The organism is Curtobacterium sp. MEB011, assembly GCF_030209655.1.
In the GTDB taxonomy this organism is placed as follows: Bacteria; Actinomycetota; Actinomycetes; order Actinomycetales; family Microbacteriaceae; genus Curtobacterium; species Curtobacterium poinsettiae.
This window is the reverse complement of record NZ_JARVRN010000013.1, coordinates 59,209-83,190: the sequence shown is the minus strand read 5'-3', so window position 1 is coordinate 83,190 and position 23,982 is coordinate 59,209. Positions and strand designations below refer to the sequence as shown.

General features: G+C 70.3%; 20 protein-coding genes. 6 read left to right on the top strand and 14 right to left on the bottom strand.

The genetic code is table 11. The features are described 5' to 3' along the window. Window positions 1–46: 46 nt before the first annotated feature. The 4 genes from QRN30_RS16025 to QRN30_RS16010 form a co-directional block, all read right to left on the bottom strand. On the bottom strand, window positions 47–2,185 hold the full coding sequence (locus QRN30_RS16025) for a 3-hydroxyacyl-CoA dehydrogenase NAD-binding domain-containing protein (protein ID WP_042537049.1): 2,139 nt from the start codon (window positions 2,183–2,185) through the stop codon (window positions 47–49). Between the two features lie 2 nt (window positions 2,186–2,187). Continuing rightward, window positions 2,188–3,408, bottom strand: coding sequence for a thiolase family protein (locus tag QRN30_RS16020; RefSeq protein WP_081612195.1), 1,221 nt, complete (start codon window positions 3,406–3,408; stop codon window positions 2,188–2,190). A gap of 128 nt (window positions 3,409–3,536) precedes the next feature. Next, window positions 3,537–4,880 (bottom strand): HRDC domain-containing protein, encoded by a 1,344-nt coding sequence (locus QRN30_RS16015; RefSeq protein WP_371830317.1) that lies wholly within the window; start codon window positions 4,878–4,880, stop codon window positions 3,537–3,539. Then, window positions 4,877–5,458, bottom strand: coding sequence for a DUF3000 domain-containing protein (locus QRN30_RS16010; RefSeq protein WP_017886108.1), 582 nt, complete (start codon window positions 5,456–5,458; stop codon window positions 4,877–4,879). The genes QRN30_RS16015 and QRN30_RS16010 overlap by 4 nt, the downstream gene beginning before the upstream one ends. Window positions 5,459–5,481: 23 nt before the next feature. Here QRN30_RS16010 and QRN30_RS16005 point away from each other — a divergent pair, with 23 nt between their 5' ends. Then, window positions 5,482–6,705, top strand: a complete 1,224-nt coding sequence (locus tag QRN30_RS16005; RefSeq protein ID WP_284761382.1) for an alpha/beta fold hydrolase — start codon at window positions 5,482–5,484, stop codon at window positions 6,703–6,705. Between the two features lie 227 nt (window positions 6,706–6,932). Here QRN30_RS16005 and QRN30_RS16000 read toward each other — a convergent pair whose 3' ends face one another. The 8 genes from QRN30_RS16000 to QRN30_RS15965 all read right to left on the bottom strand — a co-directional run bounded on the left by QRN30_RS16000 (window position 6,933) and on the right by QRN30_RS15965 (window position 16,830). Then, the gene (locus QRN30_RS16000) at window positions 6,933–7,304 is read right to left on the bottom strand and encodes a hypothetical protein (protein WP_017886110.1); all 372 of its coding nucleotides are present in this window, start codon (window positions 7,302–7,304) and stop codon (window positions 6,933–6,935) included. A 430-nt stretch (window positions 7,305–7,734) separates the two neighbouring features. Continuing rightward, complete coding sequence (locus QRN30_RS15995) at window positions 7,735–8,466, bottom strand: hypothetical protein (RefSeq protein WP_284761381.1); 732 nt, start codon at window positions 8,464–8,466, stop codon at window positions 7,735–7,737. Beyond that, on the bottom strand, window positions 8,463–8,879 hold the full coding sequence (locus tag QRN30_RS15990; protein WP_140448014.1) for a DUF6188 family protein: 417 nt from the start codon (window positions 8,877–8,879) through the stop codon (window positions 8,463–8,465). The genes QRN30_RS15995 and QRN30_RS15990 overlap by 4 nt, the downstream gene beginning before the upstream one ends. Continuing rightward, entirely contained in the window at window positions 8,876–9,292 is a 417-nt protein-coding gene (locus QRN30_RS15985; RefSeq protein WP_284761379.1) for a DUF6188 family protein, read from the bottom strand. The genes QRN30_RS15990 and QRN30_RS15985 overlap by 4 nt, the downstream gene beginning before the upstream one ends. A gap of 165 nt (window positions 9,293–9,457) precedes the next feature. After that, entirely contained in the window at window positions 9,458–9,982 is a 525-nt protein-coding gene (locus QRN30_RS15980; RefSeq protein ID WP_214532379.1) for an Imm26 family immunity protein, read from the bottom strand. After that, on the bottom strand, window positions 9,979–15,327 hold the full coding sequence (locus QRN30_RS15975; protein ID WP_284761378.1) for a DUF6531 domain-containing protein: 5,349 nt from the start codon (window positions 15,325–15,327) through the stop codon (window positions 9,979–9,981). The genes QRN30_RS15980 and QRN30_RS15975 overlap by 4 nt, the downstream gene beginning before the upstream one ends. Window positions 15,328–15,463: 136 nt before the next feature. Further along, window positions 15,464–15,922, bottom strand: coding sequence for a SufE family protein (locus QRN30_RS15970; RefSeq protein ID WP_214532382.1), 459 nt, complete (start codon window positions 15,920–15,922; stop codon window positions 15,464–15,466). Continuing rightward, window positions 15,919–16,830 carry a sulfurtransferase gene (locus tag QRN30_RS15965; RefSeq protein WP_284761376.1) on the bottom strand — a complete coding sequence of 304 codons (912 nt, stop codon included), beginning with the start codon at window positions 16,828–16,830 and terminating at the stop codon, window positions 15,919–15,921. The genes QRN30_RS15970 and QRN30_RS15965 overlap by 4 nt, the downstream gene beginning before the upstream one ends. Before the next feature lie 139 nt (window positions 16,831–16,969). Between QRN30_RS15965 and zapE the strand changes: the two genes are divergently transcribed. Continuing rightward, window positions 16,970–17,992, top strand: a complete 1,023-nt coding sequence (gene zapE / locus QRN30_RS15960; RefSeq protein ID WP_159556368.1) for a cell division protein ZapE — start codon at window positions 16,970–16,972, stop codon at window positions 17,990–17,992. 241 nt (window positions 17,993–18,233) lie between these two features. Further along, window positions 18,234–19,478 (top strand): ammonium transporter, encoded by a 1,245-nt coding sequence (locus QRN30_RS15955; protein WP_017886119.1) that lies wholly within the window; start codon window positions 18,234–18,236, stop codon window positions 19,476–19,478. A 267-nt stretch (window positions 19,479–19,745) separates the two neighbouring features. Here QRN30_RS15955 and QRN30_RS15950 read toward each other — a convergent pair whose 3' ends face one another. Continuing rightward, on the bottom strand, window positions 19,746–20,717 hold the full coding sequence (locus tag QRN30_RS15950) for an aldo/keto reductase (protein ID WP_284761375.1): 972 nt from the start codon (window positions 20,715–20,717) through the stop codon (window positions 19,746–19,748). Between the two features lie 99 nt (window positions 20,718–20,816). On the opposite strand from QRN30_RS15950, the gene QRN30_RS15945 reads away from it, so the two are divergent. Together QRN30_RS15945 and QRN30_RS15940 are read left to right on the top strand one after the other, a co-directional pair. Further along, complete coding sequence (locus QRN30_RS15945) at window positions 20,817–21,224, top strand: ChaB family protein (protein WP_042537067.1); 408 nt, start codon at window positions 20,817–20,819, stop codon at window positions 21,222–21,224. 69 nt (window positions 21,225–21,293) lie between these two features. After that, window positions 21,294–22,262 carry a beta-ketoacyl-ACP synthase III gene (locus QRN30_RS15940; protein ID WP_082046796.1) on the top strand — a complete coding sequence of 323 codons (969 nt, stop codon included), beginning with the start codon at window positions 21,294–21,296 and terminating at the stop codon, window positions 22,260–22,262. Window positions 22,263–22,413: 151 nt separating this feature from the next. On the opposite strand, the gene QRN30_RS15935 is transcribed toward QRN30_RS15940, so the two are convergent. Beyond that, a complete protein-coding gene (locus tag QRN30_RS15935) occupies window positions 22,414–23,289 on the bottom strand; it encodes a hypothetical protein (RefSeq protein ID WP_284761373.1) in 876 nt (291 codons plus the stop codon). 20 nt (window positions 23,290–23,309) lie between these two features. On the opposite strand from QRN30_RS15935, the gene QRN30_RS15930 reads away from it, so the two are divergent. Further along, window positions 23,310–23,975: a hypothetical protein gene (locus QRN30_RS15930; protein WP_284761372.1), complete on the top strand. Its 666-nt coding sequence runs from the start codon at window positions 23,310–23,312 to the stop codon at window positions 23,973–23,975. Window positions 23,976–23,982: the final 7 nt, after the last annotated feature.

Sequence of the window (23,982 nt, the reverse complement as noted above, 5' to 3'; positions counted from 1 at the left end):
TTTGCGGGTGTTCGGTGCGCGAACACCGGTGTTTTGCGTACTGGGCCTAGCGGGAAGCGGGGCCGACGATCCGGGGCTCGTGGAACGTACCGCCGAAGACACGCTCGGAGGCACCGGAGCGGTCGAGGTACGGGCTGATCCCACCGGCGTGGAACGGGTAGCCGGCGCCGAGGATGAGCCCGAGGTCGATCTCCTCGACATGCTCGACGACCTTGTCCTCGAGCATGCGGTGCAGCTCGTCGGCCAGGGCGTCCTCGAACCGGCGCTGCATCTCGGCGGCGTCGACGGGCTTCGCGTCCTTCTTGGACGGTGCGACGAGCTTCACGGCGGCGGGGTCGTACCCGGTCGCGTTGCCCTTCTTGTCGCGGGTCAGGATCGTCCCGTGCTCGGCGATCTTCTTCAGGCCGTCGCCGGGGTAGAAGCGCTCCGGCCAGGCGGCGTGGTGCGAGTCGAGCACGTGCGCACCGACCGGCAGCCCGACGAGCTCGAGCAGCTCGAACGGCGACATCGGCAGGCCGAGCGGTGCGGCACCCTGGGCGACGGTGTCGAACGAGGTGCCTTCCTCGACGCCGCGCATCGCCTCGCCGAGCACCCGGGCGAGCACCCGGTTGACGACGAAGCCGGGCTGGTCCGCGGTGATGACCGCGGTCTTCTTCAGGGTCTTCGCGACGGCGAGGGCGGTGACGAGGGCCTCGTCCGAGGTCTTCGCCGCGCGCACCACCTCGAGCAGCGGCATGACCGCGACCGGGTTGAAGAAGTGGAAGCCGACGAGCCGCTCCGGGTTCGTCAGGACCGACGCCATCTCGTCGACGGAGAGCGATGACGTGTTCGTGGCGAGGATGGCGTCCGGGGCGATGACCTGCTCGATCTTCCGGAAGACCTCTTGTTTGACGGTCATCTCCTCGAAGACGGCCTCGATCACCCAGTCGGCGTCGGCGAAGGCGTCGTACGACACCGACCCGCTGACGAGTGCGGTGATGCGGTTGGCGTCGTCGGGGGAGATCCGGCCCTTGTCGAGCAGCTTCGTGACCTCGCCGCGGATCCGCTCGACACCGGCGTCCACACGGGACTGGTCGACGTCGGTGATGACCACGGGGACCCCGAGACGGCGGGCGAAGAGCAGTGCGAACTGGGAGGCCATCAGCCCGGCGCCGAGCACACCGACCTTGGTGATCTTCTTCGGTTCGACACCTTCCGGAGCGCCGACGGGCTTCTTCGCGCGCTTCTGCACGAGGTCGAAGGCGTACATCGACGCGGCGAACTGGTCGCCGGACAGCAGGTCGGCGAGGGCGTCGTCCTCGTCGGCGAACCGTTCGTCGAGCGAGCCCGACTTGGCTGTGGCCACCAGGTCGAGTGCTCGGAACGGCGACTTCGGCACGGTGCCGATCTTCGACGCCACCTGGCCACGCGCGACCTTGACGACGGTGCCCCATGCCGCCTTCTCGAGCATGCCCGGCTCGTTCTTCCGCACCACCTTGGTCGCGCCGGTGATGACACGATCGGCCCAGGCAACGGACGAGGGCAGGAACGTGACGGACGGCACCAGGACGTCGCCGATGCCGATCTCGACCGCGGCCGGACCGTCCATCAGGCGGTTGTTCTTGAGCGGGTTCTCGACGATGACGCGGAGCGCGCGCTCCGGGCCGATCAGGCGGGGGAGCAGTGTCGCGCCACCCCAGCCGGGGATGATGCCGAGGAACACCTCGGGCAGGCCGATGCCCTGCGCGGCGGACGAGAAGGCCCGGTACGTGCAGTGCAGGGCGATCTCGAGCCCGCCCCCGAGCGCCAGGGTGTTCACGAACGCGAACGACGGCACTCCGAGGTCGGCGAACTTGCGGAGCGTGGCGTGCCCGAGGGCGGCGAGGTCGTGCGCGGCCTCGCGCGACGGGACCGCTGCGGCCTGGGACAGGTCGGCCCCCGCCGCGAAGCAGTACTCCTTGCCGGTGATCGCGACGCCCTGGATCGTGCCGGCGGCGGCCTCGGTCCGCAGGGTGTCGAGCACCCCGGACAGTTCACGTAGCGTGCGGGGTCCGAGGGTGTTCGGCCGCTTGTAGTCCTTGCCGTTGTCGAGCGTGATGAGTGCCAGCGTGCCGCCCGAGGGCATGGTCACGTGCTTCACGAACGAGTGGGTGACGACCTCGTCCTCGCTGAGTTCGGCCAGTCGGTCGTTGTCGACGATGGTCATGGTCACGCCCCCTTCCGAGCGGAACGCTCGGCCGACTTGCTGTGGTTCGGGTTCTCCCAGATGACGGTGCCGCCCTGGCCGAGCCCGATGCACATCGTGGTGATGCCGTACTTGACGTCCGGTCGCTCGGCGAACTGCGCCGCGAGCTGGTTCATGAGTCGGACACCGCTCGACGCGAGCGGGTGGCCGACGGCGATGGCGCCGCCCCACGCGTTCACGTTCGGGGAGTCCTGGGCGATGCCGTAGTTGTCGAGGAAGGCGAGCACCTGGACGGCGAACGCCTCGTTGATCTCGAACAGGCCGATGTCGTCGATCGACAGCCCGGCCTTCGACAGTGCCTTGTCGGTGGCGGGGACCGGGCCGACGCCCATGACCTCGGGCTCGACGCCGGCGAAGGCGAACGACACCATGCGCATCTTCGTCGACAGGCCGTGCTGCTTCGCACCGTCCTCGGACGCGAGCAGGCTCATGGTCGCGCCGTCGTTGAGTCCGGCTGCGTTGCCGGCGGTGACCCGTCCGTGGGGCCGGAACGGCGTCTTCAAGGCGGCCAGCGCCTCCAGAGTGGTACCCGGCCGGGGCGGCTCGTCGGTGCTGATGACGTCCCAGCCGTCGCCCTTGTTGACCTCGACCGGGATGACGTCGGGCTGCAGCTTGCCGTTCGCCCAGGCGGCGGCGTAGCGCTGCTGGGACTGGACGGCGTAGGCGTCCGTGCGGTCCTTCGTGATCGCGGGGAAGCGGTCGTGCAGGCGCTCGGCGGTGGCGCCCATGACGAGGGCGTCGCTCGACACCATGCGCTCCGCGACGAAACGCGGGTTGGGGTCGGCGTTGAAGCCCATCGGGTGGCGGCCCATGTGCTCGACCCCACCGGCGATCGCGACGTCGGCGGCACCGAAGGCGATGGCACCCGCGAGCGTCGTGACACTCGTCATGGCGCCAGCGCACATGCGGTCGATCGCGTAGCCGGGCACCGACTTCGGCAGGCCTGCGAGCATGCCGACCGTGCGCCCGAGCGTCAGGCCCTGGTCACCCTGCTGCGTGGTCGCGGCGACGGCGACGTCGTCCACCGCTGCGGTGTCGAGGGAGTCGTTCCGGTCGAGCAGTCCGCGCATCGCGTGCACCGCGAGGTCGTCGGACCGCGTCTTCCAGAACACCCCCTTCTCGCCGGCTCGTCCGAACGGTGTGCGAACGCCGTCCACGAACACGACGTCTGATGCCTTTGGCAATCCGGGCCTCCCAGATCCTCTTCGATCGGGCCGGAACGCAGGTCGCTCCGGCCTGGCCGGGCCTCGCCCGGCGACCCTGCCGACGCTATGCCCCCACCCTGGGCGGCCGCATGCCGGTTGGGCAGTTCCTACGACTCGTCGTCGTCCGTCGCGGCGGGCCGCTGTGCAGCAACGACAAAGGCAGACGCGATGATCGACGAGAGTTCCTCGACCTGCCACGGGCGCGCGTCGTGCTCGGCGAGGGCGGCTCCGACCAGTTCGGTCGACACCGGCGACGGCGGTGCCCACGACACGAGCCGGAGCGTCTCCGGCGTGAGCAGGTTCTCGAGCGGGATGTCGAGCTCCTCGGCACGCTTCGTCACCGCGGCGCGCGCGGCCTTGTACCGGCGGTCGGCCGCGGGGTTGCGGTCGGCCCAGGCGCGCGGCGGCGGGAGCGTCGCCTCGCCGGCACCACGCAGGCGGGGGAGGTCCTCGGTGGTGCGGCCCTCGTCGACGGCGGCCCACCAGCGGTCGAGCTCGGAACGGCTGGCGCGGCCCGTGAAGGCCTTCAGCGCCCCCAGCTCGGCGCGCGACTCGGGTGCGGCGGCCGCAGCGGCGACGATCGCGGCGTCGGGGATGGTGCGGCCCGGGGCGATGTCCGCCTGTCGGGCGTACTCGTCACGGGCGAGCCACAGCGACCGGGCGATCGCCAGGGCGCGGGCACCACGGAGCGCGTGCATGCCCGACAACCGACGCCACGGCTCGGCGCGGGCCGGCTTCGGTGCACGGTGCAGCACCGCGTCGAACTCCTCGGCCGCGATGCGGGACTTGCCGGCCTCGTCGAGCTTCTCGGCGAGGGCGTCGCGCAGGTCGGGCAACAGCTCGACGTCGAGCGATGCGTAGACGAGCCACGACTGGGGCAGGGGACGGGTGGACCAGTCGGCGGCCGAGTGCGCCTTCGCCAGGGTGATGCCGAGCAACTGCTCGACGACGGCACCGAGGCCGACACGGGGGAAGCCGGCGATGCGGGCGCCGAGTTCGGTGTCGAAGATGCGGGTCGGGACGAGGCCGACCTCCTGCAGGCACGGCAGGTCCTGCGAGGCGGCGTGGAACAGCCACTCCTCGTCGACGATGGCGTCCTGCAGGGCGGAGAAGTCGCCGATCGGGATCGGGTCGAACAGGAACGCACCGGCACCACGGCGGAACACCTGGATCAGGTACGCGCGCTGCGAGTAGCGGTAGCCGCTGGCGCGTTCGGCGTCGACCGCGACGGGGCCGTGCCCGGCGGCGATGGCGGCGACCGCGTCGAGGTACTCGTCGTGCGTGTCGATGACCTTGACGGCGTCGTGCGACGCCTCGAAGGCGGGGCCGGCAGCGGCGGCCGGAGCAGCCGAGCCGGCAGCGGCGGCCGGAGCAGTCGAACCGGCAGCGGCAGCCGGAGCAGCCGAGCCGGCAGCGGGGCTGGCGGCGTCCTGGGGAGCGGGATCGGTCACTTGGCGAGCCTCCTCGGGGCCAGCAGGGTCACGCCGTCCGATGCGGGAGGCAGACCGGCGAGCATGGCGACGATGTCCTGCCAGGCCCGGACGTGTGCGGTGAGGTCGTCGCCGCGTGGTGTCCACGACGCGCGGAGTTCCAGCTGGGCGCCGTCGCCCTGTGCGGCGAGGTCGCCGTACCCGCGCGAGATGATCTTGGTGGCCGTGCCCGAGGCGTGGTCGTACGTCGCACCGTGCGACTCGAGCGCGTCGACGAGCCAGCTCCACGTCACGTCCGCGACGAACTCGTCGACGCCGATCTCCGGTTCGAGCGGCGCCTGGGCGAACGAGACGACGCGGAACGCGCCACCCCAGCCCTCGGGTTCTTCCGGGTCGTACAGGGCGATGAACCGTCCGGTGCCCAGGTCCGACTCGACGCCGTGCGCGGTGCCGGACACGTCCGCCGCCAGGGCGATCGAGAACGGTGCGATCCGGGTCGGCGAGGGGATCTCGGTGACGGTGGTCTCGGCACGGCCGCTGCCGCCGGACACGAACGCGCGGAGCCGCGCGAAGGCGTCGGGCTCTCGGGTTTCGGACACACATGCAGACTAGGCTCCGGGCCATGTCCCGATCCGCGCGACCCGCCGAGGACGTCGTCCAGGAGACCGCTCGATCGGCCGGGTTCATCGCACTCGGCGCCGGTCTGGCAGCAGCAGCGGTGGGGACGGCCGTCATCGGTGGCTTCGTCGCCGCCGTCGCCCGCGCCGTCGTCACGCCCGACCGCAAGCGCAACGAGCGCGTGCCGATCCACGCCGTCGACCCGGTCCGGAAGACCGTCACGATCGAGCGCACCGCGGACACGGAACCGCAGGGCCGCTACTCGCTCTGGTTCGGCGGCGGCACCGGACACATGCGCGTCGGCGAAGTGCTCGGCACGACCGACACCACCGTCACCCGCCGCATCATCGCCATCGACGCCGGCGACCCGACCGCTGCCCGTCGCGGTCGCTGGGGCGGCTGGTTCTACCTGACACCCGGCGAACTCGACGTGCCCGTCGAGGACGTCGACATCCCCACCCCGAACGGCCCTGCCCCGGCATGGGTCGTCCGCGCCGACGATCCGGACGCCCCGTGGGCCGTGCTGGTGCACGGCCGTGGTGTCACCCGCGCCGAGACCATCCGCGCCGTCCCGGTCTTCCGCGCCGCCGGCTACTCGGTCGTCCTCGCCTCGTGGCGGAACGACGGCGTCGCCCCGCCCAGTGTCGACGGTCGCTACGGCCTCGGCAGCACCGAGTGGGAGGACGTCGACTCCGTGCTCCGCTGGCTCACCGCGCAGGACGCCCAGAGCGTCGTGCTCATGGGCTGGTCGATGGGCGGCGCCGTCGTGTTGCAGACCCTGCTCCGCTCGCGCTTCGCCGGCCTGGTCGACGGGGTGGTGCTGGAGTCCCCGGTCGTCGACTGGCACGCCGTGCTGAAGTCGCAGAGCCAGCTCCTGCGCCTGCCGCGTCCGGTCCGCAAGGTCGCGCAGCGCCTGCTCCGCACGCCCGTGCTGTACCGGCTCGCCGGGCTCCAGGCTCCTGTGGACCTGCGCGAGCTCGACATGGTCACGCGCTCCGACGAGCTCACGGTGCCGATCCTGCTCCTGCACAGCGACGACGACGGCTTCGTGCCGTCCTCGGCCTCGCACGACCTGGCCCGCGCACGGCCCGACCTGGTCCGGCTCGAGATCCAGACCACGGCCCGGCACACGAAGCTCTGGAACCACGACGCCGACTGGTTCGACGCCCGGATCCTCGCGTGGCTGACCGAGGTGGTCCAGCGGCGCGGGGCGGCCAGCGCGCGGTAGACGCGACCGAAGGGCGGACGGGAGGCGCGGTGCCAGCGGGCACCGCGCCTCCCGTCCGTCGATGCGTCCGTTCGGTCGCTTGGTGACCAGGAATGGTCGGGTCACCGTCCGACACCCGACCATTCCGGCTCACGAAGCGGGTGGTCCGGCATTCGTTCCGTTCGAGGCGCTTCCTGCTGCCTCGTCGGGCGGTTCGCGAGTCTGCCGGAGCTTGCCGACCAGATCGATCACTTCGTCGAGGAGCGCGGGCGAGCGCTCATCTCGTGGGCGTTCGCGTCTGCCTCGGTCTTGTAGATCTCGCCCCATGCGATGCTCGGAGGCATGGCATGGACAGGCAGATCGACGTCAGGGAGACAGATCTGCACGAAGTGCGGGAAGGCGGGGAAGGTCCAGAGGTCTTCGTCTTCGAAGCGACCCCAGAGCAACAGCTCCCCGACGCCCAGCGGGTGGCCGAGCTCCTGACCGTTCAGCGGGGGATCGCAGGTGACCATCAGCGCATGGTGACCGTTCGGGAGCTCGATCGGTCGTTCCACTTCGCACCGGAAGACGGACGAGAACCGCTTGCTGTCCATGGACGAGAGAAAGAAGACTTCTTGCATGTCAGTTCTCCGGATCGATGCCGTTGCCGTTGGGGAGGGAGTCGCGCAACGTTGCTTCGAGCAGGAACTGCCCCGAGTTCACGCTGTGACCGGGCTCAGTCTTCCCTGACGGTAGCCCTGCGACGTCGCGGTGGTTGGCAACAGAACCAGGGTGGGAAGGTGTCCATGAGGCACCGGTCGCCTGAGCATCTCCGCCGGAGACACGGCAGATCTTCTGAGCTTCGAAGGCCGTCGGGAGCTCGTCGCCGAGCTTGTTCACCGCTGTCGGCAGGTGGACCTGGTTGAGCAGGGGACGTGATGGCGTACAGCGTCGTGAGGACCCAGACGAGCCCGGGTGAATCGAGCTCTGAGGAGAACTGGACCAGATCGGGCAGCACGATGTGATCAGCGGGGATCGTGTACGTGACCATCTCGAGGTCGTTCGGCGCTGTCATGGTGATCCGGTCTCCTCTGTCGTCTCGGTCTGGGGCGAGAGGCCGCCCACGCTCATGGCAGCGAGGATGTCGGTCCTGCCGGGCGTGAACGCCGTGATTCCGACCGAGGTGTCAGCCTGCACGATGCAGAACCCCGGCTGCTCGTCGCCGAGCGGCACGAGCGCACGGGCGAACTCGTCGAGTCCGCGCACGTCGAAGCCCTTTTCGGCGGCAATCCTGTACTTCGTCAGGAAGGTGCGTGCCGTCGACAGCGCGCCCTGCTCGAAGATGCGCAGCCGTTCCTCGGCCAGACACCGCGATGCCACCTCGAGCGCCAGTTCCGCCCCCGGAGCGTCTGATGCGCGGAGCCGCGCGCACAGCTCCTGGACCGAGATGTGGACGACCCCGACGGAACGGTCGATCGCCGTGGCTGCCACGAGCGTTCGGTCCGTCGCGCGCAACACGACCGTCACGAGTTCATCCCCGTGCTCGACCTGACAGATCAGGACCAGCTCGTCGCCGAGGGCTTCGAGTGGGTCGATGAACGGCACGAGGTTCGGCTCCTGCTTCGAGTAGGACTGCCGGATGACCGCTGCGAACGAGCGTGCGGTCACGTCGGAGACGAGCACCTGGGCGTTCGATCCCACTGCGGCGAGTACGTCGATGACACGGTTCGGGAGCTCCACGGTCGATTCATCGGTGACCGCTCGGAGATGGTGGATCGAGATGGCCGGGGGCGCGTCGGTCACCGTCGGATCTCCGCGGACGACGGGCTGTGTCGGTACCGGACCTCGCCGTCGGGCAGAACGTCGATGTCCACTCGTGCGCGCCCCGGTTCGCTGTAGTGCCAGGACGGACCTCGGCGGTTCGACCAGCCCTCGAGCAACTCACCCGAGGCGAACCGGATGGCGATCCGCGCGCCCGTGACTGCACCGTCCGAGACGACCTTGTTGTGCAGGGCAAGGAGCTCGAGCAGGGACGGTTTGTCGCCGGGATCGAGGAACGCGTGCTCCCCGTCAGAGCCGGTCAGCGCGAAGTCGGTCTCGAACCGGAGCGACGCACCGCTCGAGAAGCGGATCGTCACGTCGGAGTCGATGCCGATGAAGTCGACGGTGTCGCCGGCGATGTCCAGCGCGAAGGGCTGGCGCGGAACGCCGCTCATCCTCGATCTCCTTCCGTGCCCGTGCCCGTGCTCGTGCTTCCGGTCGGCGGCTCGGTGCGGGTCGGGCGACCGTTCGGCCCGGAGACCTGCCAGGACTCGAACTCGGCATCGGGACCGGCGACGAGGGTGTCCCCGCCGTCGAAGACCAGCGTCAGTACGCCGTTCTCGGTCGAACTCCGAACGAGCTCGGCACCGAACAGCCGCAGGACCGGGAGCAGTGAGTCCTTGCGGTCGGGATCGACGACCGCGGTGCTTCCGGACCGGTCGGTGAAGGTGCACTCGGATTCGAGCTGGACGCGGTACCCGTTGCCGAACCCCAGCTCGAGCCGGAAGTCGACGCCTATGAGGTCGAGCGTGCCCGCGCGCTCGACGGTCATCGCGCCCCCGGTGGGGTCTGCCGTGTCACGGGTCACGATCGTTCACTCGTCCGAAATCTGCGCGGAGCCGACGACAGAGGGCCGGCGGAGTTCATTCCGCGTCGCATCTGTGAACCACGGAAGTTCAAGACTGTCGACGTTCCTCTTCCTCATCCAGATCATGATCTCCCTGGGTGATTCAGAATCGTCGTTCACGGACTGCTAGTCGCCGAACAATTCGGACGACGTAGGAGTTGGACGATATCGAACTTCGTCGTAGGCCGGGAGCCACGGTTCCAGACCGAAGTGAGCACGAACCGCCTTCTCGAGGACGATCGGGGAATCGATCGTGAGCCGCGGGACCTGGGTAGCCTCCTGTCCCGTTGCCCGGCGCATTCTCGTTCCGTCGAAGTTCGTCACCCGGACTCCGTCGTAGTCGTCTGATCCGAAGCTGTAGGCGGGCAGGAAACGTGCCTGATCCGGAGCGCGGTTGCCCACTATCTGCCACATCCCCGGTCGGAATCGGGCGTCGAACGTCATCCGGGCCAGGAGTGGCGGAGTTCCGGCCACCTCGCTGAGGTCGAGGCTCTGAACTGCATCTTCAGGAACGACCAGATCGAAGACGACGACGTAGAACGAACTCTTGTACTTGCCGATCACTTGTCCGAGGGCAGCCCTGCCGTCGCCGAGGGGCACTGTGAAGATGTCGCCGATCGTGATCCTGTAGACCTGCTGTTTCGTACTCAATACGGGCTTCCTCCTGCCGCGTCGTAACGCTTTTCGCTCATCTGGTGGCGCTTGTTGGACAGGCCGCCATCCGGGTTGCCCTTGTTCGTGGGTCCGCCTTCGTTGCGAATGTGGAACTCTTCTCGACGGTCCAGGTCGACTCCTGGGTGCCCCCTGTCGATCCTCTCAAATCTGAACGCCGCATCCGGGTGTTCTCGTGCGTGAGCGGCCTGGCGCAGGAGGAAGTGGTCTTCACTCTTGGTCTGTCCGATGTAGGGCTTCAGGCCGTCGGTGATGTCCGTGCGCCGGTAGATGATGCCCGGTGGTACCGGCGTCTCTTCGCCGAGCTTCGCCACGGACGTCGGCAGATGCACCTTCGACATCGTGCCGCCGGTGGCCGCCGACGTCGCCGCACCCTCGGCAGCGTTCCGGAGCAGGCCGCCGGGGGTCACGGGCTGGCCACTCACCGCGTAGTTCGTGACGTTCTCCGCCGCACCTTCTGCTGCGTTCTTGACCAGCTGCTTGCCGATCAGGGCACCGGCACCACCCCCGACGGCGCCGAAGGCCCCGCTGACGGCGACCTGGCCCCAGTTCACCTCGCCGGTCGTGGCCTTCTGGATGATTGTGTCGGCACCGGCGCTGATGAGCATCATGCCGACCGGACCGCCGACGCCGGTGGCGACGAGCACACCGCCGGCGACGACCATCGCGCCACCGGCGACGTACTCCCAGTTGTTCGCGAACCAGTCACCGGTCGCGGCTGCGGCACGTGCGAGCGGCCCCTGCTGCGCCGCTGCGTAGGCCTCGAGCTCGGCGTCGGTGACCGGCGCGAGACCGAGCGGGTCGATGGCGTGCAGCGGATCATTGCCGGCGAACGAGTACGGGTTGCCGGCCCAGGCTGCTCCCGCGGGCGCGGTGACCGGGTCGACGGACAGGAAGCCGCGCGACGACGGGTCGTAGGCGCGGGCGCCCATCCACTCCAGGCCGGCGACCTGCAGCGAACCGTCGGCGCCGAGTGCGATGCCGCCGGGCAGGCCGGAGCCGCCGAGGTCGACGAGCGTCTGCCACGGCTCGGCGTCGTCGGCTGCTCTCGTGGTGCGCCGACCGCTGGCGATCCAGCGGTCGTCCACCGCGATCAGGCCGCCGGGAGCGCGGAGCACCGGCTCGTCACCGACGGCCAGGAGCGTCGGTGCGAACGCGGCGGTGTCCCAGTCGATCGGGACGCCGTCGACATGCGCGAGTTCGCCGAGGGCGTCGACGTGCAGGTCGGTCGTGGTGCTGCCAGCCGCGGTGGTCTCCGCCACCCCGGTGAGGTGACTCTGCGGGGTCCAGCCGTACGTGGTCGTCACGCCGTCGGCTCGGAGCGCCTGCACCCGACGACCAGCGCCGTCGTAGGCGTACTCCACCTCGGGCGACCCGTCCACGGCGTCGACGCCGATCAGCTGACCGGCGGCGTCGTGCCGGAACCGTCGGGCCACGGAGTCCGTCCGTTCCTCGACCAGACGACCAGCAACGTCGTAGACCCAGTCGGTGCGACGGGCTTCCTGGACGGACGCCACCAGCTGCGCGGCATCGTCGTGCTCGTAGGTGGTGCTCCCACCGGGTCCGTCGACCCGGGTGATGCGCCCGTCGGCGTCGCGTTCGATCGTGCTGGCGTGCGTGCCGTCCGCGTCGATGCGCGTGTGCCGGACCACCTGTCCGTTCGCGTACTCCCAGGTCTGCAGCTGATCGCCGGCGCGGGCCTGCAGGAGCCGCCCCGCCGCGTCGTGCTCGTACCGGACCTCGCCGAAGGCCGAGTGGTCGACCCGGACGACCCGTCCTGCCGCGTCGTGCTCGTACCGGGTCGTGGACCCGTCGGGAGACTGCACCGAGGTGCGGAGCCCGTCGGCATCGTGGGTCCACCGCGTTTCGCGCGCGCCGGTTGAGCGGCGGACGAGCTGCCCGAGTCGGCTGAACTCGAGGACGTGGGTGGCGGGGGAGTCGGGACGGGTCTCGTCGGTGATCGTCACCGTGCGAGCACGCGCATCGCGGTCGATGCGGCCGACCAACCGGTCACCGGCGTACTGCACGGATTCACGACCGGCCGCGTCGTACTCCCACCGCAGGACGCTGCCGTCCGGGTCCGTCTGGGTGAGCTGGCGCCCGGCCGCGTCGTAGGTCGCCGTCGTCGTGCGACCGAGCTGATCGGTGGACGAGGCCACCTTGTCGAGCTGCGTGTACGTGCGGACGGTCACCCCACCCAGCGGATCGACGGTGCGGACGAGGCGCCCACGCTGGTCGTACTCGTACCGGGTGGTGCCGCCGAGCCCGTTCACCGCGGCGACGAGTTGCCCGGCGGCGTCGTAGCGGAAGGTCCGCTGGCCGAAACGGGTGTCCCGCGCCGACACGACCCGACCCACGCGGTCGTACCGGTACCGGGCGGTGCCGACCCCGGGCACGTCGGCGTGGACGACCCGACCCTGGCGGTCGTACTCGGTCCGGGCGACCTCGCCGGTCGGCAGGGTGCGCGCGACGACCCGTGAATCGGCGTCGTAGGTCAGCGTGGTGCGTGCGCCGGCGGGGTCGATCGCGCTGACCGGGCGGCCGCACGCGTCGTACTCGTACCGGGTGGTGCGGCCCGCCGGAGTGGTCACACCGACGACTCGTCCGGCCAGGTCACGCTCGATCCGGGTGAGTCCACCGTCCGCGTCGACGAGTTCGACCGGTCGGCCGCAGGCGTCGTACGTCGTGAGTTCGGCGGAGGCGTCTGTGTGCTCGAGCCGGGTCGGGCGCCCGAACTCGTCGGTCGTGACGGACACGGCATCGAAGGCGTCCCGGACCGTGGAGACGCCGTCAGCGCGCGAGCGCCCCACCTCGGTGCGGACACCGGTGGGGTCGACCGTCGCGCCGAGGGCTCCGACCACGTCGTGCTCGCGTGTCCAGGTGCCACCGGCCGGGTCGACCACGGCTTCGAGTCGGGAGAGCGCGTCGTGCACGAACGCCCACTCGGCACCGTCGGGCAGGGTCATCGACGAGACGTTGCCGAAGGCGTCGAAGTCCTTCGTCACGACGCGACCGAGGGGATCCGTGGTGGACACGATCTCGCCGTGCTGGCCGTAGGCGACCTCGGTGCGGGCACCGGTCGGATCGATCGTCGCCGTGACCCGACCGCCGTCGCCGTGCTCGAACCGCCACAGCCCGCCGTCCGGGTCCTCACGCGCGGTGAGCAGGCCGGCGGAGTCGTAGCGGTACCGGGTCCGGTTGCCGAGCGGTGTGACGGCCTCGATGATCCGGCTTCCGGGGTCGCGGACCAACTGCGCGGTGTCGCCGACGGCGTTCTCGACCCCGGTGAGCTCACCGGACGCATCGTGGTGAAAGGAGACGACGACGCCCATCGGATCGGTCGTCCCCACGAGCAGGCCGTCCCGCCACTCGAGCAGCGTGCGACCGCCGACAGGGTCGATGACGACGGAGGGGTTCCGGTCGTCGCCCGCGTACTCGTACTCGACGACCCCGCCGTTCGCGGTGACCACCGTGGTCATGCGGTCCTGCTCGTCGTACCCGAAGGTCAGGTCGGCGCCCTCCGGTGTCACGGTCCGGACGCGCCGTCCCCGCTCGTCGTACCCGTGGACGGTCACCTGCCCGTCGCGCTCGGTCACCGAGACGAGGTTGCCGTGCGGGTCGTACGACATCGACTGACGCCGCCCGTCGGTGTCGATGATCCCGACGACCCGGCCCTTGCGGTCGGCGATCCACGTGTTGGTGTGGTCGCCGTCGACGTCGGAGACCGAGGTGACGCGGCCCGGCAGGTACGCGAACCGCACGCGCCGTCCGAACGGCGTGCGCTGCTCGACGACACGGCCACGGGCGTCGTAGGTGTTCTCGCACTCGACCACACCCGTGGCAGCGGTCACGCGGTCGATCAGCCCGTCGTCGTTCCAGCGGTACCGACGGCTGCCGACGGCGTCCGTCGCACGGACGAGTCGGCGAGCATCGTCGTAGTGGTACTCCACGCGGCGTCCGTCGGAGGCGCTCGTCGACGCCACGCGGTCGCCCGCGTACTCGACGTCGATGAACCGTCCGAACACGTGCGACAGGCGGGTGATGCGGTCCTGCTCGTCACGCCGAACGGTCACGGTGGTGCCGGCTCCACGGCCGCTGCGCAACCACAGTCCGGACGGCGTGAACGCCCAGTGACCGCCGGCGTTGTCCTGGACGACGAGGGCGTCCCCCTCGGCCCGGAGCCACAGGTCCTCGCCGACCGCGCGGTCCCAGCCGTCGCCCTGCCGCAGGAAGTCGACCTGCCGGCCGTCGTCGAGCACGACCGACGCGGCGTCGTCGGTGATCTCCAGCCGGGTGTCGAGGATCGAGGACCACCCGAGCCCGAACACCCCGGCACGGCCGTCGAGCGAGTTGTACATCCGGGTGAGCCGGAGCGACGCGGCCTGCCCCGCGAAGGACAGGTCGGTCTCGGGCTCGAGGAAGTTGCCCGTGGCGGTGTTCACGGGATCGTCGGCGAACCCGTTGGTCGGGGGCGTCCCCATCGCCGAGAACGGTCCGATGGTGAAGTCGTCACGTCCGGCGTCGATCCCCGCCGCGGACAGGGCGGCCGCGATCGCCGCGTCCGACAGCGTCGCGGGCCCGGCACCACCACCGGCGGCTTCGAACTGCGCGGCGACGGTGCCCGCCCAGTCGGCGTCCTGCCCGTTCGCGGTGAGCCAGTCGTTCACCGCGGTCAGCAGCGACTGGGCGTTCAGGGTGCCCCAGCAGGGGTTGCACTCGGCCTCGTAGTCGCTCAGGGCGTTGCGGAACGTGGAGACGGCGCTCGACAGGTCCGAGTCGAGCGTCCGGGTGTTCGCCTCGAAGGAGCGGAGGTCTTCGGGGACGGCCGACGACGTCCCACCGCTGGTCCCACCACCCGCGGGGATCTCGCGGCCCTTGACGCTGACCTCCTCCGCCTGCAGTCGCGGCTCCGGCTCGGGCTCCGGCGGCTTCGGGTCGTCGCCCCCGCCGAACCACGTCGAGACCTCGTGCCCGGCAGCGACGAGGAGGTTCTCCTCGCGTTCACGCTTGCGGGCGTCCCACGCCTTCGCCTGCTTCCGCCGGTCGTCCTCGTCCTTCGCGGCGTCGCGGAGCTCCTGCACGAACCCCGACAGGCTCTGCAACGACTCGACGAGCTTCGTCGCGCTGCGCGCACCGATGTCGGCGTTGTCCGCGAAGACCTCGGAGAAGTACCCCCGGAACTCTGCACTCGCGGTCGTCACCGACGACGACCGCGACCCGGACTGGCCGCCGATCGACGACGCGAGCGCCGTCGAAGCCGATTTGAGCGTGTCCGCAGCGCTGTACGAGTAGCCGGTCGGATCGTTCCCGTGAATCTTCGCCATCGTCAATTCCCCCCAGATGCTGACGGGCTCATCCTGTCACGCCCCGCGACTGAAATGCCAGAGAACCGGCTGAACCGACGGACGGGAGGCCCGTGGCGGTGTCGCCACGGGCCTCCCGTCCGTCAGTGGGTCGCGTCTACGCGACCGCCGCCTGCACCTGACGCTGCACGCGGCCGAGCATGCCCACCATGCCGCGGATTCGCAGCGGGCTGACCGCCTCGGACAGGCCGATGGTCAGCGGGTAGTCCGTCGGGACGGCGAGCACCTGCTCGACGGTCAGGCCGGACAGGCCCTGCGCCAGGATCGAGGCGAAGCCGCGGGTGGTCGGCGCCTCGCGCGGGGCGGTGGCGTGCATCCGGACCACGTCCGGGTCGTCGCCGTCCTCGCCCACGGTCACGGTGATGAAGACGGGGGACTGGCACTCCTCGACGCGTTCGAGCTCGTCCTCGTGCCCCTGCAGGCGTTCGGGCAGTGCGGGCAGCTCGTTCGAGAACTCGAGCAGGAGCTGCAGGCGGTCCTTCTGGCCCAGGGCGAGGAAGTCGTCGCGGATCTCGGCGAGGGTGGCGGGGAGTGGTGCGTCGGTGCTGTCGTTCATCGGTTCGGAACAGTACCCGGCTCGGATCCCTGCACGATGGGGACGCGGACGGCGCTGCCCCACTCGGTCCACGAGCCGTCGTAGTTGCGGACGTTGTCGTAGCCGAGCAGGTGCTGCAGGACGAACCAGGTGTGGCTCGAGCGCTCACCGATGCGGCAGTAGGCGATGACCTCGTCGGCGTCACCGATGCCGGCGCCCTCGCGGTAGATCGCGTCGAGTTCAGCGCGCGACCGGAAGGTGCCGTCGGGCGCCGCCGCCGTGGCCCAGGGGATGTTCACCGCGGTGGGGACGTGGCCGCCGCGCAGCGCGCCCTCCTCCGGGTAGTCGGGCGCGGTCGTGCGCTCCCCGCTGTACTCCGGGGCGCTCCGGACGTCGATGAGCGGCTTGCCGAGGTGCGCGAGGACGTCGTCCTTGAAGGCACGGACGGGCTCGTCGTGGCGCTCGACGACGGGGTAGTCGACGGGAGTGACGGGGGTCTCCTCGGTGGTCAGTGCACGGTCCTCGGCGATCCACTTGGCGCGGCCGCCGTCGAGCAGGCGCACGTCCTGGTGGCCGAACAGGGTGAACACCCAGAGGGCGTACGCGGCCCACCAGTTGTTCTTGTCGCCGTAGATCACGACGGTGGTGTCGCGGCCGATGCCCTTGCCGCCGAGGAGCTCGGCGAACGCGGCGCCGTCGATGTAGTCGCGCTGCACCGGGTCGTTGAGGTCGGTGTGCCAGTCGACCTTCACAGCGCCGGGGATGTGTCCGGTCTCGTAGAGCAGGACGTCCTCGTCGGACTCGACGACCACCAGGTCGGGCGCGCCGGCACCGGCGTCCAGTTGCTCCTGCAGCCACTCGGTGGAGACGAGGCGCTCCGGGTGCGCGTAGGCGGCGAACTGCTCGGACGGGTCGACCGGTGCGGTCATCGGGGGTACCTCCAGGGGTGCGGGGGAGCGTGGTGCTGGGGAGCGTGCTGCTGGCGCCGGACTAGGATCGGGCGTCGGTGCCTGTGGGCAACGGTACGCGGACGTACCGTGCCCCTGACGCAACGTGACACCCAACGACATGTTTCCCGGAAGGGTCCCCCGATTGCCCGCTCACCTCGTCGACCGTGATCCCCGGGTGACCCCGCAGCAGATGGCCGCGTCGCTCGTGCCCCCGCCGCAGTTCACGGACGCGTCGTTCGACTCGTACCGGCCGGACCCGGACTACGCCTCGCAGGCCTCGGTCCGCGATGCCGTCGCCGCCTTCGTGGCCGCAGGGCCCGCCGAGGCCCCACGGCGCGGGCTGTTCGGGAGGCGCAAGCAGTCGGCGGAACCGGCGGCCAAGTCCGGGGTCTACCTGGACGGCGGCTTCGGTGTCGGCAAGACCCACCTGCTCGCGGCCGCGTACCACGCGGCCACCGGGCGGAAGACCTTCGGCACCTTCATCGAGTACACCGCGCTCGTCGGGGCACTGGGGTTCCAGGGGACGGTCGACCTGCTCCGCGGCACCGACCTGGTGTGCATCGACGAGTTCGAGCTCGACGACCCGGGCGACACGATGGTGATGACCCGGCTCATCAAGGAACTGACCGAGACGGGCACCCGCTTCGCCGCGACGTCGAACACGCCGCCGGGGGCGCTCGGCGAAGGACGCTTCGCCGCCCAGGACTTCCTGCGCGAGATCCAGGCTATGTCCGACCGCTTCGACACCATGCGCATCGACGGCCTCGACTACCGCCGACGTGCGGTGGACGAGTCCGCTGCCGTCGTCGACGACGTCGCCGGGTTGCTGCCCACGGGCGCGGTCACGCTCGACGACTTCGCAGCGGTGGTCGCACACCTGGGTTCCGTGCACCCCTCGAAGTACGTCGCGCTGGTCGAGGACCTGGACGCCGTCGGACTGACCGACGTCCGGGCGTTCACCGACCAGACCGACGCGCTGCGCTGGGTCGCCCTGGTGGACCGGCTGTACGACGCGCAGGTGCGGATCGTCGCCTCGGGGACCCCGCTCGACCAGGTGTACCCCGACGTGATGCTCGAGGGCGGCTACCGCAAGAAGTACCTGCGCGCGGCGTCCCGCGTCGTGGCGCTCACCCGCGCCTGAACGTCGCTCCCTGCCCGGACCGATCTGTCCACGGCGGTCTCGTGCCCCTCGCGCAGGGGACATCGGGCCGCTGGAAACACGACGTTTACAAACGGCGTGCTCGCGTTACATCCGCGAAACAGTTCGTGCTCCCTCGTGAAACCTCGCCTCGCCAGACTCGGTGACACCCGAGGCGGTCCAAGAGCCGCTCGTGCAATCGAGAGGTGAACAGATGCTTGATCAGGGCCAGACAGGCTTCATCATGATCATGGCTGCGCTGGTGTTGTTCATGACACCCGGCCTGGCCTTCTTCTACGGCGGTTTGGTGAAGGCGAAGTCCGTCATCTCCATGATGATGATGTCCTTCGGTGCGATCGCGCTCGTCGGCGTCCTCTGGGTGCTGTACGGCTACGCGATCGCCTTCGCCAACACGGGGCCGCACACGGCCGTCAGCGGCGTCGTCGGGTTCTTCAGCATCGACTGGAACCAGATCGGCCTCGGCCAGGCGTTCGAACAGTCCCAGGCCACCACGCTCGCCGCCACCTACCCCGACCTCGCCTTCGTCGGCTTCCAGGCCACCTTCGCGATCATCACCGTCGCGCTCATCTCCGGCGCCATCGCCGACCGCGCCAAGTTCGGCGCGTGGATGGTCTTCGCCGGCATCTGGGTCACGGTCGTCTACTTCCCGGTCGCCTCGTGGGTCTTCAACCTGACCTCCGGTTGGGCCGCCACGTGGGGCGTCATCGACTTCGCCGGTGGCACCGCGGTGCACATCAACGCCGGTGCGGCGGGTCTCGCCCTGGCGATCGTCCTCGGCAAGCGCGTCGGCTTCGCCAAGGGCGCGCACAAGCCGCACAACCCGCCCTTCGTCCTGCTCGGTGCCGCCATCCTGTGGTTCGGCTGGTTCGGCTTCAACGCCGGCTCCGCCGGTGCCGCGAACGGCGTCGCGTCGCTCGCCTGGATCAACACGCTCGCCGCTCCCGCAGCCGCGGTCCTCGGCTGGTTGCTCGTCGAGAAGCTCAAGGACGGCAAGGCCACCTCTGTCGGTGCCGCCTCGGGTGCCGTCACCGGCCTGGTCGCGATCACCCCGGCCTGTGCCAACCTGACCCCGGGCTGGGGCATCCTGCTCGGCTTCCTCGCCGGCATCGTCTGCTGCTTCGCCATCGACTGGAAGTACCGCCTGGGCTTCGACGACTCGCTCGACGTGGTCGGCGTGCACCTGGTCGGCGGCATCTTCGGCACCCTGTTCCTCGGGTTCTTCGCCAACGACACCGGCCTGATCTACTCCGGCTCGTTCGAGCAGCTCGGCAAGCAGGCGGCCGCAGCCGGTGCCGTCGGCGCCTACTCGTTCGTCCTGGCCTTCCTCATCGGCTGGATCATCGAGAAGACCATGGGCTTCCGCGTCAAGACCGAGGACGAGGTCGCGGGCATCGACACCGCCGTCCACGGCGAGGAGGGCTACGTCCTGTACGAGCAGACCGACGACAGCCCGGTCAGCGTCCGCTAGTCACCAGGCACCACCCGTACGACGACGGGCCCCGCGCACCCAGCAGCGCGGGGCCCGTCGTCGTGTCGCTGGGTCGCGTGTTCGACGTGACCACGGACGGGAGGCTCTCCACCGGTCACGGTCGGTCCGCAGCTGGCGCGTCGGCACGGAAGCGGCTTCGGAGGCGCGGTGCGGGTCGGACCCGCACCGCGCCTCCAGGCAGATGGTCGCGTCAGCGACCCGTTGGTTCCGTTGGTTCCGCCGGTTCGGTTGGTTCCGCCGGCGACGTCACCAGGCGTAGTCCTCCGGCGAGGTCGTGTGCCCCGGGAAGATCTCGCCGAGCCGGTCGAGTGCACGCTGGTCGAGGCGGATGTCGACGGCGCGGACCGCGGACTCCCACTGCTCCATCGTGCGCGGGCCGGTGATCGGCGCGGTGACGCCGGGCTGGTGCAGCAGCCAAGCGAGGGCGAGCTCCCCGGGGGTGTGCCCGAGTTCCTTCGCGAAGGACTCGTACGCGGTGAGCTGGTCACGGTGCGAATCGACGTACTCGGCGCTGCGGCCGGACAGGCGACGCGAGCCGTTCTCCGTCTTCTCGATGACGCCGCCGAGCAGGCCGCCCTGCAGCGGCGACCACGGGATCACGCCGAGGCCGTACGCACGGGCGGCGGGCAGGACCTCGCGCTCGACGTCGCGGACCACGAGGTTGTAGATCGACTGCTCGCTGACCAGGCCGAAGGTGTTGCGGCGCTTCGCGGCCTCCTGCGCCTGGGCGATGTGCCAGCCGGCGAAGTTCGACGAGCCGACGTAGAGCACCTTGCCCTGCTGCACGGCGACGTCGATCGCCTGCCAGATCTCGTCCCACGGCGTCGCACGGTCGACGTGGTGGAACTGGTACAGGTCGATGTGGTCGGTCTGCAGCCGCTGCAGACTCGCGTCGAGCGACTGCCGGATGTTCAGGGCGCTGAGCTTGCCGCCGTTCGGCCAGTCGATCATCTCGCCGTAGACCTTCGTGGCGAGGACGGTCTTCTCGCGACGCCCGCCGCCCTCGGCGAACCAGCGGCCGATGATCTCCTCGGTGGCACCCTTGCCCACCGAGCCGCCGTACCCGTTGGCGGTGTCGAAGAAGTTGACGCCGAGCTCGTGGGCCCGGTCCATGATCGCGTGCGAGTCGTCCTCGCTGGTCTCCGGGCCGAAGTTCATCGTGCCGAGCACTGCTCGTGAAACCGACAGCCCTGTCCGTCCGAGGTGTGTGTAGTCCATGAGACGGGTCTACTCGTGACGCGCTGGTGGCGCCAGGCCCTGGGAGTACCGGTCGAGGGGTGGGGAGTAGTCAGGGAGGACCACTCGAGAGGAGCAGCCATGCCAGCCAAGGACGAGATCCCCAGCACCCTGCAGCGGTCCCCGGAGCACGCGCAGGAGATCTTCGAGAAGGCGCTCGACTCGGCGAACGAGTCGTACGGTCCGGGCGAGCGCGCGCACCGCACCGCGTTCGCCGCGGTGAAGCACGAGTACGAGAAGGTCGGCGACCACTGGGAGGAGAAGGAGTCCTCCGGCCCGTCCGACTCCGGTGCCGCGGGTTCGCGTGGTGCTGGCTCGGACTCATCCGGGAAGACCGAGGGCGGTGTCGACGCGAACGCCTCGAAGGCACACCTGATGGACGTCGCGAAGCGGCTCGACGTGCGCGGCCGGTCGAAGATGAACAAGGACGAGCTGGTCGACGCGATCGGCAAGGCCAACGACCGTGCGACCGCCGCCGCGCGGAAGTGACGGTGCGAGGCGGGGCCTGCATTCCTCGGCAGGCATGCTGGCTCGGGGTGAGGGGGTAACGTGCCGACGGTGAACATCCCAGCACTCCGTGGCAGCCGGATCCTCGGGTTCGGACACCACCAGCCCGAACGCATCCTGACCAACGACGAACTGTCGACGATGGTCGACACGAACGACGAGTGGATCCGCACCCGCACCGGCATCCAGACCCGACGGATCGCCGGGCCCGACGACACCGTCACGTCGATGGCGATCGAGGCCGGCCGCCGTGCCCTCGCCGACGCCGGGGTGTCGCCCTCGGCCGTCGGACTCGTCATCGTCGCGTCCACCACGCACCAGGACCGCGCTCCGTACACGGCCGGCCGGGTCGCCGCCGCACTCGGCATGACGAACGGCCCCGCGCCGATCGACATCAACACCGCGTGCAGTGGCTTCGAGTACGCGCTCGGGCTCGCCGACCAGTCCATCCGGACCGGCTCGGCCGACGTCGCGCTCGTGATCGGGTCCGAGGTGCTGTCCGGCATCGCCGACTGGACCGACCGGTCGACCTGTGTGCTCGTCGGTGACGGAGCCGGCGCCGCCGTGCTCGGTGTCGCCGAGACGCCCGAGATCGGGCCGGTGTCGTGGGGGAGCGTGCCGCACCTGCTCGATGCCGTCCGCGTGGAGGGGTCGCCGGGGCGCTTCAACCAGGAGGGTCGCTCGATCTACCGCTGGGCCATCACCGAGGCGGAGGGACACGCCCGCAAGGTCGTCGAAGCCGCGGGGCTCTCGATGGACGACATCGAGGTGTTCGCGTTCCACCAGGCGAACCTGCGGATCATCGAGCCGCTCGTGACCGCGCTCGGCGGGGAGTCCAAGTTCGTCATCCGCGACGTCGTCGAGTCCGGGAACACCTCGGCGGCGAGTGTGCCGCTCGGGCTGTCGAAGGCGTGGGAGCGTGGTGACCTGCCCGAGGGTGTGCCGGCGCTGCTGTTCGGCTTCGGGGGCGGGTTCGCGCACGCTGGACAGGTCGTGACGACGCCCGTGCGGTCCTTCTAGGACACGGCCTGCAACAGACACAGACACAGACGCAGGAACGGCCCGGGCACGCTGCCCGGGCCGTTCCTGTGTCAGTGCTTGGTGCCCTGGTCCGGCGCTTCGTGCCGGGGTTCAGGGCGTCGTGCCGGGGTTGAGCGCGTCGTGCCGGGGTTCAGCGTTTCGTGCCGTGGTCGTCGTTGCCCGGCTCGGTCCAGAGGTCCTGGTCCTTGCCCGCGCCACGCTTCCACGGCAGGGCACGCCGGGTCTTCTCGGCCGTGGGGGTCACGGTCAGGACGATCGGGAACTGCGCCGGCGGCATGCCGAAGCCCGTCCGCGACGCCTGGATGACCTTGCGACCCAGCGCGTGGTTACCGAGGCCACCGACGGCCGCTCCGATGCCGAACGGCAGGGCCCGACCGAGCACCGACCCGCCCTGTCGGATGGCGAAGCGCTTGATGAACTGGTCTCGGACCTGTCCGCCGATGCCGTTCACCATCTGCTTCGGGAGGGACGAGGTCACCATCTCGCCCCAGAACGCGGTCCGGACCTGGCCACCGGCGATCTGTCCACCGAGTTGCTTGATCAGCTGCGTCCCCGGGGCGCCGAGGATCATCGCCATCACCAGGGTGCGAGCGCGCTCGGGGTCGTCCAGGGCGATCCCGTGCACCTCGGTCACCGACTGGGCGAACAGCGCCGTGGTCTCGAGGAACCCGATCGTCTCCGCACCGCTCAGTCCGAGCGCGGCAACCATCCCGACGCCCGGGATCACGGCGCTCGCACCGACCGCGGCACCACCGGTCGTCACGGCCGTGAGGTACTGCCGCTCGAGGATCTGGATGACCTCGGCCGGCGTGGCGTCGGGCTTGCGGCGGCGGATCGCCTTGACGTGCGCCACGACCGCCGGCCGCTGCACACTGATGGCGCGGTCGAGCAACTTGACCCATCCGGCGGGTTGTTGCGGTTGCGGGGTTCTGGAGTCGTCTGACGTGGGGGAGACCTGGGCGTTCGGCAGGGGCACGATCGCCTGGTCCTTCGGTGAGCGGGCCATGCGCTCACCGTACGCCGGGCATGTGGGAGGCTCGCTGGATGGACGGCGACCGGACAGCGCGACCCCTCGACGTGGCTCGCCGCGCGGCCGGGTTCCTGCCCGTCCACGAGGTCGCCGCGCTCGCACCGGACGTCCGCGTGCTCGACCCCGGGTCCGTCCTGATCGGGGCCGGCGTGACCGTTCTGCCCGGAGCCGTGCTGTACCCGTCCACGACCCTGGAGACCCGCGACGGCGGCCTGATCTCGGTCGCTTCCGGAGCACGACTCGGCCCCGGGCCGGTGACCATCGTCGCGTCCGCGGCGACCGTGCACGTCGGCGAGGACGCCGAACTCGGGCCGGGACCGGTGACGATCATCGCGACGGGATCCGACGTGGTGGTGGGTGGTCGCGCCCGCCTGACGGCCGGGTGTCTCGTCGAGGGGCCGGCGCGCATCGGCTCCGGCGCGCAGGTGCTCGGGCCAGTGTCCGTCCGGGACGTCGAACTGGCGGACGGCGGCGACCACCGCGAACCCGACCCGGACCACCGCGGCGGTGTGGTCAAGGGCACGGGGCCCGTCCGTGGTGTGCGCGTGGGGGTCGGCGAGGTCGTGGTCGGCGGGGTGCTGAACGGCCGCGGAGTCTCCGGTTCGCCGACGGTGGAGCGCCAGCGGCAGTACCACCCCGAGGCACCGCACCGCCCGCGCTGACCGTCCG